The sequence below is a fragment of the Caulobacter sp. 602-2 genome (assembly GCF_011043625.1).
Classification (GTDB): domain Bacteria; phylum Pseudomonadota; class Alphaproteobacteria; order Caulobacterales; family Caulobacteraceae; genus Caulobacter.
This window is the reverse complement of the sequence record NZ_JAAKGT010000001.1, coordinates 568,744-581,512: the sequence shown is the minus strand read 5'-3', so window position 1 is coordinate 581,512 and position 12,769 is coordinate 568,744. Positions and strand designations below refer to the sequence as shown.

The 12,769-nt window shown below is 70.6% G+C and carries 11 protein-coding genes; 5 read left to right on the top strand and 6 right to left on the bottom strand.

The genetic code is table 11. The features are described 5' to 3' along the window. Positions 1-14 precede the first annotated feature (14 nt). The 3 genes from G5B46_RS02570 (at position 15) to G5B46_RS02560 (ending at position 4,121) form a co-directional block, all read left to right on the top strand. Entirely contained in the window at positions 15-1,187 is a 1,173-nt protein-coding gene (locus tag G5B46_RS02570) for an acyl-CoA dehydrogenase family protein (RefSeq protein ID WP_165255783.1), read from the top strand. Positions 1,188-1,410: 223 nt separating this feature from the next. Next, positions 1,411-3,852, top strand: coding sequence for a TonB-dependent receptor (locus G5B46_RS02565; protein ID WP_165255781.1), 2,442 nt, complete (start codon positions 1,411-1,413; stop codon positions 3,850-3,852). A gap of 74 nt (positions 3,853-3,926) precedes the next feature. Continuing rightward, positions 3,927-4,121 (top strand): hypothetical protein, encoded by a 195-nt coding sequence (locus G5B46_RS02560; RefSeq protein WP_165255780.1) that lies wholly within the window; start codon positions 3,927-3,929, stop codon positions 4,119-4,121. A 150-nt stretch (positions 4,122-4,271) separates the two neighbouring features. Here the strand turns inward: G5B46_RS02560 and G5B46_RS02555 are convergent, their stop codons facing one another. The 6 genes from G5B46_RS02555 to G5B46_RS02530 form a co-directional block, all read right to left on the bottom strand. Continuing rightward, entirely contained in the window at positions 4,272-4,508 is a 237-nt protein-coding gene (locus tag G5B46_RS02555; RefSeq protein ID WP_165255778.1) for a hypothetical protein, read from the bottom strand. A gap of 123 nt (positions 4,509-4,631) precedes the next feature. Continuing rightward, positions 4,632-7,760 carry a CusA/CzcA family heavy metal efflux RND transporter gene (locus tag G5B46_RS02550; RefSeq protein ID WP_165255776.1) on the bottom strand — a complete coding sequence of 1,043 codons (3,129 nt, stop codon included), beginning with the start codon at positions 7,758-7,760 and terminating at the stop codon, positions 4,632-4,634. Positions 7,761-7,774: 14 nt separating this feature from the next. Further along, positions 7,775-9,025 (bottom strand): HlyD family efflux transporter periplasmic adaptor subunit, encoded by a 1,251-nt coding sequence (locus tag G5B46_RS02545; RefSeq protein ID WP_165255774.1) that lies wholly within the window; start codon positions 9,023-9,025, stop codon positions 7,775-7,777. Beyond that, positions 9,022-10,296, bottom strand: a complete 1,275-nt coding sequence (locus G5B46_RS02540) for a TolC family protein (RefSeq protein WP_165255772.1) — start codon at positions 10,294-10,296, stop codon at positions 9,022-9,024. Before G5B46_RS02540 ends, G5B46_RS02545 begins: the two co-directional genes overlap by 4 nt. Before the next feature lie 51 nt (positions 10,297-10,347). Further along, positions 10,348-10,740 (bottom strand): hypothetical protein, encoded by a 393-nt coding sequence (locus G5B46_RS02535; RefSeq protein WP_165255770.1) that lies wholly within the window; start codon positions 10,738-10,740, stop codon positions 10,348-10,350. Between the two features lie 109 nt (positions 10,741-10,849). After that, the gene (locus G5B46_RS02530) at positions 10,850-11,485 is read right to left on the bottom strand and encodes a TetR/AcrR family transcriptional regulator (protein ID WP_165255769.1); all 636 of its coding nucleotides are present in this window, start codon (positions 11,483-11,485) and stop codon (positions 10,850-10,852) included. 162 nt (positions 11,486-11,647) lie between these two features. Between G5B46_RS02530 and G5B46_RS02525 the strand changes: the two genes are divergently transcribed. Both G5B46_RS02525 and G5B46_RS02520 read left to right on the top strand, forming a co-directional pair. Further along, entirely contained in the window at positions 11,648-12,340 is a 693-nt protein-coding gene (locus G5B46_RS02525) for a Coq4 family protein (RefSeq protein ID WP_165255767.1), read from the top strand. Continuing rightward, a complete protein-coding gene (locus G5B46_RS02520) occupies positions 12,337-12,765 on the top strand; it encodes a DUF2147 domain-containing protein (protein WP_165255766.1) in 429 nt (142 codons plus the stop codon). Before G5B46_RS02525 ends, G5B46_RS02520 begins: the two co-directional genes overlap by 4 nt. Positions 12,766-12,769 lie beyond the last annotated feature (4 nt).

The following is a 12,769-nucleotide window of genomic DNA, read 5'->3' as shown; positions in this document are numbered from 1 at the left end:
CATGGAGCGCGCGCGTGGACCTGGAGCTGTCGCCCGAAGACCTGGCCTTTCGCGACGAGGTGCGCGCGTTCCTGGACGCCGAACTGACGCCGGACCTGTGGGAGGCGGGAAGGCGGATGACCAGCGTCTTCTGCGACAAGGATCATAGCCTGGCCTGGCAGAGAATCCTGCACGCCAGGGGCTGGGTCGCGCCCAGCTGGCCGGTGGAGCACGGCGGGCCGGGCTGGAGCGAGATCCAGCGCCACGTCTTCCAGGCCGAATGCGCGCGGGCCGGCGCGCCGGGCCTGGCGCCGATGGGCCTGAGGATGGTGGCCCCGGCGATCATGCGGTTCGGCAGCCCCGAGCAGAAGGCCCGCTACCTGCCCAGGATCCTGTCGGGCGAGGACTACTGGTGCCAGGGCTATTCCGAGCCCGGGGCGGGCTCGGACCTGGCCTCGCTGCGGATGAAGGCCGCTTCCGACGGCGACGACTACGTGCTGAGCGGCTCGAAGATCTGGACCACCCATGCCCACTGGGCCACGCACATGTTCTGCCTGGTGCGCACCAGCACCGAGGGCAAGCCGCAGGCCGGGATCACCTTCCTGCTGGTCGAGATGGACCGGCCGGGGATCCGGGTCGACCCGATCCTCACCCTGGCCGGCGAGCACGAGGTCAACCAGGTGTTCTTCGACGAGGTCCGCACGCCCAAGGTCGACCGGCTGGGTGAGGAGAACCAGGGCTGGACGGTGGCCAAGCACCTGCTGGAGTTCGAGCGCGGCGGGGGCTACGCGGCGGGGCTGGAGGCGGGGCTTTGCCGGCTGCGCGAGGCGGGCGCGGCCGACGATCCCGACCAGCGGCGCCAGCTGGCCGAAGCGCAGATCGCCGCCCTGGCCATCGACGTCACCGAGCGGCGGGTGCTGAGCGCCCTGGCCGGCGGCGCCAACCCCGGCCCGGCCTCGTCGATCCTCAAGGCGCAGGGCTCCGAGGCGCTGCAGCGGCAGGACGAGCTGGCCGTGGCCCACCTTGGCGCCTGGGCGGCCGTGCACCAGCCGGCGGCGCGGGAGGCGGGCTCCAACGCGGCGCTGATCGGTCCCGAGCACGGCCGCACCACCATGGCCCGCTATCTCAACAATCGCGCCGCCTCGATCTATGGCGGCTCCAACGAGATCCAGCGCGACATCATCGCCAGGCTGGTGCTTGGGCTGTGAAGCGCGGTGCGTCCTTCGAGGCCCGCTGCGCGGGCGCCTCAGGATGAGGAAATCGGTGCAAGGAGGCCCTCATCCTGAGGTGCAAGGCGAAGCCGAGCCTCGAAGGACGTATGGCCCCGGATGCTCACCCTATCAGTTCCGATAGCTTGTTAGAGCCCGGCGACACCCGCACGCTCCGATAGAGCCAGCGTCCAATGAAGGCGCGGCCGGAGGGAGGTTTCGCATGCAAGGACCGTTGCGTGTCGCGTTGACGCTCGGAGCGTCGGCCCTGGCGCTGTCGATGGCGGCGCCCGCCTGGGCCCAGGTCGCCAAGCCCGCGCAGGAGGAGAAGGACAGCCTGGCCATCGAGACGGTCGTGGTCACGGCCCAGCGGCGCGAGGAAGCGGCCAACGACATCGGCATGCCGATCCAGGCCTTCAGCGGCCAGGCCCTGCAGCAGCTGCGGGTCACCGACCCCAAGGACCTGTCGACGGTCGCGCCCAGCTTCACGGTCAGCCAGAGCTATCAGGGCGTGCCGACCTATACGCTGCGCGGGATCGGCTTCAACACCATCAACCTGTCGGCCACCTCGACCGTGGGCACCTATGTCGACGAGGTCGCCTACGCCTATCCGTTCATGAACACCGGCCCGATGTTCGACCTGGAACGGGTCGAGGTGCTGAAAGGGCCGCAAGGCACGCTCTATGGCCGCAACACCACGGCGGGCCTGGTCGACTTCGTGACCAACAAGCCGACCGAGGCGTTCGAGGCCGGGCTGACGGCCGAGGCCGGCAACTACGAGACCCGCAACATCGAGGGCTATTTCAGCGGTCCGCTGGGCGACAAGGTGCAGGCGCGCCTGGCCTTCCGCGCCGAGCACAGCGGCGAGGGCTGGCAGGTCAGCAACAGCCGGGGCGAACGCCAGGGCGAGATCCACCGGCAGGGCTGGCGCCTGTCGCTGGCGGCCCAGCCCAGCGACAAGGTCGACATCGACTTCTCCTACGCCGGCTGGCGCAACACCTCCGACACGGTGGCGGCCCAGGCCATCGGCTTCACGCCGGCGACGGCGGCCAGCCCGTTCAACGTCGCGGGCCTCACCAGCTACATCGCGGCCAACAAGCCGACGAAGGGCAGCCAGGCCGATTGGGCGCCGCTGTCGGTGCGCGGCGCCGACGTCGGGACGGGCCTAGGCATCCGCGATCCTGCCGAGGAGGACGACCGCTTCGATGCGGCCAAGCTGCGGCTGGCCTGGCATCTTTCCGACGACGTCAGCCTGATCTCGCTGACCAGCTACAACAAGCTGCGTCGCGACGCGGTGTTCGACTGGAGCGGCGCGCCCTACGAGATCCTGGTGCAGAAGGCGCACGGGGACATCGAGTCCACGGCCGAGGAGCTGCGGCTGGAGGGGCGCACCGAAAAGGGCTCGTGGCTGGTCGGGGGCTATATCGCTCACGACGAGATCCTCGACATGAACCGCACGATCCTGGGCCAGAACGCCAATGTCGGCCTGATCCGGTTCTACGGCTCGACCCTCTTGGCCACGCCGTTCAACAGTGGCGGATACACGGCGCTGCAGATGAGCCAGGCGTTCCGCACCTATGAGGACGTGGGCAATATCGAGACCGACACCTGGAGCCTTTTCGCCAACGCCGACAGGGCCTTGACCGAGAGTCTGAAGCTGACCGTCGGCCTGCGCTACAGCCAGGACAAGCAGGACTACGTGGGCTGCTCGCGCGACTTCAACGGCAACATGCTGCCCAACGTCAATGTCGTGAACCGGGCGCTGTTCTTCAGCGTCTACGGCCTGGTGGCGCCGATCACGCAGGGCGCGTGCAACACCTTCGATCCGGCCACGGCCGCCTTCGGCTTCGTGCGCTCGACCCTGGACGAGGACAACTTCGCCTGGCGCGTGGCGCTGGACTGGCGGGCCAGCGACGACGTGCTGATCTACGGCTCGATCTCGCGCGGGGCCAAGGCCGGGGCGACGCCGATCAACGCGGCCAACATCTCGACCCAGAACGCCCCGGCGCGCCAGGAACTGCTGACCGCCTACGAGGTGGGCGTGAAGGCGGCGCTGTTCGAACGGCGCGTGCAGGCCAATCTGGGCCTGTTCTACTACGACTACACCGACAAGCAGCTCAGCGTGTCGTTCGCCGATCCGATCTATACGGCGCTGTCGCGGCTGGCCAACGTGCCCGAAGGCATGGCCCGCGGGCTGGACGGCGACGTCACCTGGCGCGCGACCAAGTCTCTCACCTTCCTCGCCTCGGCGACCTGGCTGCACACCGAGGTCCAGGGCTACACCGGCATCAACGGCGCCGGTCAGCCCCAGGACTTCGACGGACGGCCCTTTTTATACAGCCCGAAGTTCCAGGGCGGCCTGACGGCCCTGTTCGACCACGACCTGCAGAGCGGCCTGAAGCTGCAGGCGGCGCTGAACGGCCGCTGGCAGAGCAAGTCGAGCGCCGACCTGGAGGGCAATCCGCTGTTCGTGATCGACAGCTACGGCCTGCTCAACGCCAGCGTCGGGATCTCTTCGCCCGACAAGGGCTGGGAGCTGTCGCTGTGGGGGCGCAACCTGACCGACGAGTACTATTGGACCGCAGTCAGCAGCAACGCCAACACGGTCGTGCGCTTCCCTGGCCGGACAAGGACCTGGGGCGCGGCGCTAAGCTGGCGGTTCTAAAGGGAAGGGCGCGACGCCGGCGGTCGATCGCGTTAAGGTCGCAAGGCCTTGCCGCCGAGAGCCGCCGGACCGCCATGCCCTACGACCTTGTCACCGACCACGGGCCCGAAACCGCCATCGCCGAGTTCGAAGCCGGACCTCTGCGCTATCGCGCGGAGGTCCGCGTCACGCCGGCGGGCATACTGGCGGTCGGCGCGCTGCTGAGCGGGGTGCTGCTGTCGACGGCGGTGATCGTCTGGGCCTCGAAGGCGGCGGTCGGACGACGCTGATCAATTGATGCGTGTCATCCCGGCCGAAGGAGCGCGTCAGCGATCCGTAGAGCCGGGATCTTCCACGTCGGCAGCTTCGGAACGGTGGGAGATCCCGGCGTTCCGCTTCGCTACAGCCGGGATGACAGATTGAAATTGCGACGCCGGCGACTAGGCCGGCGGCCGCGCGGTGAAGGCCCAGCGGGCGTTCTCGCCGGGCTGCAGGGTGGCGGCGTCGACATAGGCGTGGCCGCAGCGATCGTCGGCCTTGCGGTAGGCCAGTTCGATCAGGCCGCCTTGCGAGCACAGCACCGAGGCGCGGGCGCGGTGGCCGCAGCGGAGGACGAGCTCGACGGTGTCGCCGTCCGCCACGGGAAAGGGCGTCTTCTTGGGTTTGCGGCGAAGCATGGCGCGGGTTCCGAAAGCTGAAGGCCCCGGACCCCGGCTCGTGTCTTGCGAGACGAACCGGGATCCGGCGCGGGTACGACACCACGATCGGCTTTTCAGGATTAATCGCGCCTGAACAGCGGCTTAAGGCCGCAGTCGGACCTGGTGGGCCAGCCGGTAGAGCGCCGGCAGCACCAACAGGGTCAGCAGGGTGGACGAGACGATGCCGCCGATGACCACGGTGGCCAGCGGACGCTGGACCTCGGCGCCGGCCCCGACGTTGAAGGCCATCGGCACGAAGCCGAGGCTGGCCACCAAGGCGGTCATCAGGACTGGGCGAAGGCGCGCCAGAGCGCCCTCACGGATCGCCGGGTCGAGGTCCATGCCGTCCTGCCGCAGCGAGCGGATGAAGCTCAGCATCACCACGCCGTTCAGCACCGCCACGCCCGACAGGGCGATGAAGCCCACCCCGGCCGAGATCGACATCGGCAGGCCGCGCAGCAGCAGGGCCGCGACGCCTCCGGTCAGCGCCAGAGGCACGCCGGAGAAGACGATGGCGGCGTCCTTGCCCGAGCGGAACAGGGCGTAGAGCAGGCCAAAGATCAGCAGCAGGGCGGCCGGAACCACCAGCTGCAGCCGCCTGGCCGCCGAGATCAGCTGCTCGAACGTGCCGCCATAGGTGATCCAGTAGCCGGGCGGAACCTCGACCTCGGTTCCGACCTTCTCGCGCACCTCGTCGACGAACGAGCCGAGGTCGCGGCCGCGCACGTTGGCGGTGACCACGACGCGGCGCTTGCCGTCCTCGCGGCTGATCTGGTTGGGGCCGATCACGGTCTCGATCCGCGCGACGTCCTGCAGGGGCACGAAGCCGCGCGGCTGGTCTATGGACCCCGGCAGCGGAATGCGCAGCCGGCCGACGTCGTCGACCTTGCCGCGCTCGCTTTCGGGCAAGCGCACGACCACGTCGAACCGCCGGTCGCCCTCGAACACCTGGCCTGTGACCGTGCCGCCGATGGCGGTGGCCACCACCGACTGCACGTCGTCGACATTGAGGCCGAGGCGAGCCAGGGCCGCGCGGTCGGGGGTGATCTGCAGGACGGGCAGGCCGGTGACCTGCTCGACCCCGACGTCCTGGGCGCCGGAGACGCCCTCGACGACCGCGCCGATCTTCTCGCCGACCGCCAGCAATTGCTCGAGATCGTCGCCGTGGACCTTGATGGCCACGTCGGCGCGCACGCCCGACAGCAGTTCGTTGAACCGCATCTGGATCGGCTGGGTGAACTCGTAGTTGCTGCCGGGCACCTCGGCGACGGCCGCTTCCAGCTCGGCCACCAGCTTGGCGCGGGGCTTTCTGGGATCAGGCCAGTCCTTGCGGTCCTTCAGCAGGATGAAGGTGTCGGCCACCGAGGGCGGCATCGGGTCGGTGGCGACCTCGGCGGTGCCGATCTTGGCCACGACCCGCTCGACTTCGGGGAAGCGGGCGATCCGCTTCTCCAGCGCCGCCTGCATGGCCACGGCCTGGGAAAGGCTGGTGCCTGGAATGCGCATGGCGTGCATGGCGATGTCGCCCTCGTCGAGGCTGGGCGCGAACTCCGCGCCCATGCGCGAGGCGGCCAGGGCCGCCACGACCACCAGCACCGCAGCCCCGGCCACGAAGGGGACCCGCAGGCGCAGGGCCGTCTCCAGGGCCGGCTCGTAGAGGCGGCGGGCGCCGGCCATGATGCGGCTTTCCTTCTCCTCGACCTTGCCGGTGACGAACATGGCCACGGCGGCCGGGACGAAGGTCAGCGACAGCACCAGGGCCGCCGTCAGGGCGATGACCACGGTGACGGCCATCGGGTGGAACATCTTCCCCTCCACACCGGTCAGCGCGAAGATCGGCACATAGACCAGGGTGATGATCAGGATCCCGAACAGCGAGGGCCGGATCACCTCGCCGGCGGCCGAGGCGACGAGGGAGAAACGCTCGTCGCGGGTCAGCAGCCGGCCCTGACGATGCTGGGCCTCGCCCAGGCGTCGCAGGCAGTTCTCGACGATGATCACAGCGCCGTCGACGATCAGGCCGAAGTCCAGCGCGCCCAGGCTCATCAGGTTGCCCGAGACGCCGGCCTGCACCATGCCGGTGATGGTCAGCAGCATCGACAGCGGGATGACCGCCGCCGTGATCAGGGCCGCGCGGATGTTGCCCAGCAGCAGGAACAGCACGACGATGACCAGCAGGGCGCCTTCGAGCAGGTTCTTTTCGACCGTGGCGATGGCGCGGTCGACGAGGTCGGTGCGGTCGTAGATCGGCTTGGCCGTGACGCCCGGCGGCAGGGCCTTGGCGGCCTCCTCCAGGCGGGCGGCGGCGGCGCGGGCCACGGTGCGGCTGTTCTCGCCGACCAGCATGAAGACCGTGCCCAGCACCACCTCCTGGCCGTTCTCGGTGGCGGCGCCGGTGCGCAGTTCCTGGCCCAGCCCCACGTCGGCGACATCTGCCACGCGGATCGGGGCGCCGTTGCGGCTGGCGACGATGACGGCCGACAGATCGGCGATCCCCGTGGCCTGGCCGGGCACGCGCACCAGCACCTGCTCGCCGTAGCGTTCCAGGTATCCGGCCCCGACATTGGCGTTGTTGCGTTCAAGCGCCGCGACCACGTCGCCCATGGTCAGGCCGTAGGCCGACAGACGTTCAGGCAGGGGCGTGACGTGATACTGCCGCTCGAAGCCGCCGATGGTGTTGACCTCGGTCACCCCCGGGGTGTTGCGCAGCTGGGGACGGATCACCCAGTCCTGCAGGGTGCGCAGGTCTTCGGGGCCCCAGGCCTTGCCGTCGGGGCGGCGGGCGCCGGGCTTGGCCTCCACGGTGTACATGAAGATCTCGCCCAGGCCCGTGGAGATGGGCCCCAGTTCCGGCGTCAGGCCCGGCGGCAGCTGGCCGCGCGCGCTCTGCAGCCGCTCGCCCACCAGCTGGCGGGCGAAGTAGATGTCGGTCCCGTCCTTGAAGACGACGGTGACCTGGGAAAGGCCGTAGCGCGAGATCGAGCGGGTGTACTGCAGGCCCGGAAGGCCGGCGATGGCAGTCTCGACCGGGAAGGTGACCCTTTGCTCGGCCTCCAGCGGCGAGAAGCCGGGGGCCTCGGTGTTGATCTGCACCTGGACGTTGGTGATGTCGGGCGTGGCGTCGATGGGCAGGCGCTGGAAGCTCCAGACCCCGACGGCGATCGCGACGGCGACGAGCGCCAGCACGACCCAGCGCAGCCGGATCGCGGCGGCGACGATACGTTCGAGCATGATCTTCGCCTCCCTCAGTGATCGTGGCTCGCGCCGGACTTCTCGATGTCCGCGCGGATCAGGAAGGCGCCGTCGACGACGTATTCGGCGCCGGGCTTGAGGCCCGAGAGCACCTCGGTCCACTCAGGCGTCTGGCGGCCGATCTGCAGCATCCTGACCTCGTAGGTGTCCTTCACCTTGACGAAGACGACCTGGAAGTCGCGGAAGCGCTGGATGGCCTTGGTGCGCACGGCCAGCGGCGCGGCCTGGGCGCCGACCTGGAACGAGCCCTCCACGCCCATGCCGGGCCGAAACGCGCTGTCGGCGCCACCGGGCAGGTGCACGTGCGCCAGCAGGGTCTGGCTGACGAGATCGGCGGTCGGCAGCACCGTCTCGACCTCCGCGGTCAGTCGCGTGTCGCCCGACAGGCTGCGCACCTCGACCGGCTGGCCGACGCGCACCTTCTCGGCGTCGCGCGGATAGACGAAGAACTCGGCGTGCAGCTTGGTGGGGTCGGCGATCACGAAGATCGGCCGCTCCATGGCCACGTCGCCGACATTGAGGTTCTTCTCGATGATCACGCCGCCGATCGGGGCGGGGATCGCGTAGGTCTGCAGGCTTTCGCTGGATTCCACGCGGGCCAGGACCTGGCCCTTGCGGACGGTTTGGCCCAGTTGGCCGGACAGGCTCATGATCCGCCCCGGATACCAGGCGCGGACCTCGCCCTTGCCCTCCGGCGTGATCTCGACCCGGCCGGCCATGTCGACCAGCTGCGCGATCGGGGCCGGGCCCGCGATCTCGGTGCGGACGCCCCCGGCCTTGGCGGCTTCGGCGGAAATGGTCGTGCGGCCCTCGTATGAGTCGTAGCGCCAGTTGCTGGTCTTGCCGGCGATCGTAGCGGCCACGGCGACGTCGAACGAGTGCGGCTCGGTCACCATGCCCTGGCCGCGCAGGTAGTCGCCCTCGGGCTTGAAGGCAAAGCGGTTCACCTCGCCGTCGAGGCGGGTGAGGGTGACGGCCAGCTGGACGCCCTCGGGCGCCAGCGGGCGGTCCTTGCGGTAGGCGTAGACCCGGAACTCCGGCTCGACTCCGTCCTCGAAGATCGTGATCTCGATCGAGACGTCGCCGTCGCGGAGCATCCGGCCGCCGTGGGGGCCGCGCTGCTCGGCCTCCTCGGCGGCGTGGTTTTCGGTCTTGGCCGGGGTGTTTCCGCAGGCGGCGAGGGTCAGGGCGCCGGCGATCGCCAGGGCCAGGGGCGCGGAAACGCGCATGAAGCGGCGGGTCATCGGGCGGGCTCCGAAGCGGTGGCGGCGGGGATCAGGCGCGCATGGGCGCCGGTCAGGCGGTCGAGTTGGGCGCGGTCGACCTGGAAGGCCTTCAGCACGGTCAGGCGCCGGCTCCTGGCCTCGATCAGGGCCTTCTGGGCCTCCAGCACGTCGAGATAGGAGAAGCCGCCCCGGTTGAACCCGTCGCGGACGAGGTCGACCGTGCGGGCGTTGGCGGGCACGACCTCGCCCTGGATGCGGCGGGCCTCGGCGGCCTTCTGGGCGAGGGCGGCCTGGGCGACGGCGATGCGGCGCTCCAGCACGCTGCGCGCGCCGGCCACGTCCAGATCGGCGGCCAGACGCTCGGCCCGGGCCTGGTCGATGGCGCCGCGGTTGGTGTCGTGGCGACCGAGCGGGATCGAGCCGCCGACCACGGCGGCCACGGCCCCGTCGCCGTTGAGATAGCGCAGGCCGGCGCGCCAGGTCGGATCCTGGACGGCCTTGCTCTCTTCCACGCGGACGCGGGCGCCGGCTAGGTCGCGCTGGGCGTCGAGCAGAGCCAGATCCACCGGCGAGGCCGGGCCGGCGACGCGTCCGGCGACCGACAGGTCCTCCAGCGCCGCAGCGTCGATCTCGATCTCACCGCCGCCCCAGTAGGCGGCCAGGGCGCGGCGGGCGTCGGCGGCGCGGGTGCGGGCCTGGGCCAGGGCCATGCGGGCCTCGGCGACCTGGGCGTCGGCGCGGGCGCCGGCGAACAGCGGATCGCGCGCGGCCTTCACCCGGCGCGAGACCTCGCCCCGGGCGCGCTCGGCCAGCGCCAGGCGGTCGGCGGCCAGGGCGGCCTCGGCCTCTCCGAACACCGCCTCGACCCAGGCCAGATCGACCTCGTGCAGCAGGTCGAGCACGCGGACGTCGTCTCGCAGCCGGGCCAGGGCGATGTCGCCCCGGGCCAGGGCCACGCGGGCGGCGCGCTTGCCGCCGCGCTCGCGGGTCTGCTCGTAGTAGACGGTGGCCTGGGCGCGATCGACCAGGGAGTAGGGTCCCGAGCCGGCCAGGTCCTCGACATCGACGCCGACGACGGGATTGGGACGGACGCCGGCCTGGCGCACGCCGGCTTCGGCGGCGGACAGCCGGGCGGCGAGGGCAGGGCGGGCCGGATCGGCGGCGGCCGTGCGTCCCAGCGCCTCGGCCAAGGTCAGGGGGCTGGCCTGCGCGGCCAGGGGCGTCGCCATGGCGAGCGCCGTGGCGAGCAGCCAGGACCGCGCGCGGCGGCCTTGGATAACGGAATGCATGAAAGGTCCTCGAAACAGGTCGAAAGAGCGCGGCGCGGCGGCCGCGCGGCTTCAGGCGACGTGTGCGAGGGCCTGCTTGGGCGGGCGTTCCTGCTGCGGGCCGCCGATGCCGGTCAGCCGCTGCTCGGCGAGCGCCCAGCGGCGGTCGTCGACATGGCGGGCGGCCGGATGGGGCAGGTCTTCCAGGGCGCCGAACACCGAAGGGGTGTCGTGGTGGTGATGGTGGTGGTGCGGCGCGATCGGATCATCGCCAAGGCCATCGGCCGCGATGATCGCGGCGTCGAAATGCACGTCGATGGACGTCAGGCGGCCCTGGTGGACGTGGTCGTGATCCTCCTCGAGCGCGGCGGCCGCGCTGGGCGGGCCGTGCAGGGCGCGATCGAGGCTGGTCATCGGCGCCTGGACGACGAACACGACGACGAGCATGCCGGCCAGAGCCGTCATCCATCGCCTCGTCCATTCGCCCCAGGCCGAGCTCACCGAGCCCCCTTGCTTGCCGAAACCGATCTTAGTGTCGCCGCTGCGCGAACCGTTCGCAAGAGCCGAGGCCGCCTTACGTAGCCGCGGCGCCGGTCGAAGGCGCCTTGGGGATGAGGAAGCGGGGCAGCAGGCTGGCGACCACGCGGCGGCCCGCGCCGTCCGGCAGGTTCAGCATATCGCGCAGCGGCGGACCGATCAGGGCCTCGCCGAAGGCGCTGAGCGCGATGAACAGCACGGCCGCGCCGACGCCCTCGCGGGCCTGGGCGTCCTGGGCGCCCATCTTCTCGGCGATGGCCTCGACCAGGTTCTGGACGGCCGCGCGCACGGGTTCGAGGTGCGAGAGATCGCCCGAGAGCGTGATCCAAGCGGCCAGCCGACCCGCGCCACCGGTGTCAAACGCGTCGAAAACGGCGTTGACCAGCTCCAGCGGCGCGCCCTCGTCGGTCTTCAGCCGGGCGATGGCCTCGTCCAGGGCCTGGGTCAGGTCGGAGACCATCGAGCCCATCAGCGCCGACTGCAGGCCGGCCGCCGATCCGAAGTGGTGGATCAGGTTGGCGTGGGTCACGCCGATCTCGGCGGCGACCGCCGACAATGTCACGGCATCGGGTCCGCCCTTCAGCAGCAGGGCGCGCGCGGAGGCGATCGCTTCGCGGCGCGCTTCTTCGGGCACGCGGCGTCGACGGCGGGTTGCGCTTTTCTCAATTGACATCGATGTAAATGACATTCATGTAGATAAGGCTTTTTCCTTAGGCTTCAACAAGGGGAACCGCAAGTGCAAGCTGCGCCCATAGCGCCCGTACTGCGCCCAGTTCACGGCCAGAATCGCCAGCCTTCCCATGCGGCGCCTCGCCGCATCCAGCCGGTCCGCGCAATGCGGGCGTTCGGCAAGCTGGTGGCCGACAAGGAGGACACCCGCCAGGTCTTCGAGATCATGAACGCTCTGGCGGGGCGCTCGATCGAGTGGGGCTACCAGCGCCTGATGGATACGCCGCAGGGCGGCATCCAGGCCTACGAGCAGGTCGAACTGTCGGACCGCCTGCAGGACCGGCAATGGCTGGCGGGCTTTGCCGAAGGGACGGTGGGTGCGGCCTACCGGACCTTCATCGACAGCCGCAACCTGTCGGCCTACGGCCTGGCCGAGGAAAGCGCCAAGGTCGCCGACACCGAGATCGAGGCGGCCCATCCGCGGGCCTGGTACGCCCGGCGCATCCGCGACGTGCACGACATCTGGCACGTGCTGACCGGCTACCAGACCGACGCGCTGGGCGAGGCCTGCGTGGTCGCCTTCTCGCTGCCCCAGACCCGCAGCACGGGGTTCGGCCTGATCGCCGCCGGGGCGGCGGTGCAGTTCATGCGGGCGCGAACCGGCCATCCCTGCGGACGGGCCGTTCTGCAGGCCTGGCGCAACGGCCGCAGGGCCGCCTGGCTGCCCGGCGAGGACTATGTGGCGCTGATGGCCGAGCCCCTGGAAGCGGCGCGCGCCCGTCTGCGCATCCCGCGCCCCACGCTGTACGAGCGGGTGCCGGCCGGGATGCGCAACGCCTATGCCGGGAGCCAGGCATGAGCCGGCTGCTGGCGACCCTGGCCCTGGCGGTTTCGGCGATCGCCGCGCCGGCCCTGGCGCAGGAGGCGGGGCTGACCGGGCGATGGCGCACCTCGGCCGAGAACGGCGTGGTCGCGATCGAGCGCTGCGGAGACAACTTCTGCGGCCGCCTGAAAGACGCCAAGCCGCTGCGCGCCGACCCGGACCAGCGCGACGTGCGCAACCGCAACGCCGAGCTGCGCACCCGCAAGCTCAAGGACCTGACGGTCCTGGCCAATTTCTCCGGCGGACCCAAGTCGTGGTCCGGCGGTCCGCTCTACGACCCCGAGACGGGGCAGGGCGCGTCGACCGGCACGCTGACCCTGGTGGACGACGACACCCTGGCGGTCAGGGGGTGCATCGCGCCCCTGCTGTGCCGCACCCAGACCTGGAAGCGCGTGCGCTGAGCAC

What these genes read in the sequence shown, in the direction of transcription:
- G5B46_RS02550 (WP_165255776.1), bottom strand. Translation starts at nt 7,760, where the DNA reads ATGCTCGAACGTATCGTCGCCGCCGCGATCCGGCTGCGCTGGGTCGTG.
- G5B46_RS02545 (WP_165255774.1), bottom strand. Translation starts at nt 9,025, where the DNA reads ATGACCCGCCGCTTCATGCGCGTTTCCGCGCCCCTGGCCCTGGCGATC.
- G5B46_RS02560 (WP_165255780.1), top strand. Translation starts at nt 3,927, where the DNA reads ATGCCCTACGACCTTGTCACCGACCACGGGCCCGAAACCGCCATCGCC.
- G5B46_RS02525 (WP_165255767.1), top strand. Translation starts at nt 11,648, where the DNA reads ATGCGGGCGTTCGGCAAGCTGGTGGCCGACAAGGAGGACACCCGCCAG.
- G5B46_RS02530 (WP_165255769.1), bottom strand. Translation starts at nt 11,485, where the DNA reads ATGTCAATTGAGAAAAGCGCAACCCGCCGTCGACGCCGCGTGCCCGAA.
- G5B46_RS02565 (WP_165255781.1), top strand. Translation starts at nt 1,411, where the DNA reads ATGCAAGGACCGTTGCGTGTCGCGTTGACGCTCGGAGCGTCGGCCCTG.
- G5B46_RS02520 (WP_165255766.1), top strand. Translation starts at nt 12,337, where the DNA reads ATGAGCCGGCTGCTGGCGACCCTGGCCCTGGCGGTTTCGGCGATCGCC.
- G5B46_RS02555 (WP_165255778.1), bottom strand. Translation starts at nt 4,508, where the DNA reads ATGCTTCGCCGCAAACCCAAGAAGACGCCCTTTCCCGTGGCGGACGGC.
- G5B46_RS02540 (WP_165255772.1), bottom strand. Translation starts at nt 10,296, where the DNA reads ATGCATTCCGTTATCCAAGGCCGCCGCGCGCGGTCCTGGCTGCTCGCC.
- G5B46_RS02535 (WP_165255770.1), bottom strand. Translation starts at nt 10,740, where the DNA reads ATGACGGCTCTGGCCGGCATGCTCGTCGTCGTGTTCGTCGTCCAGGCG.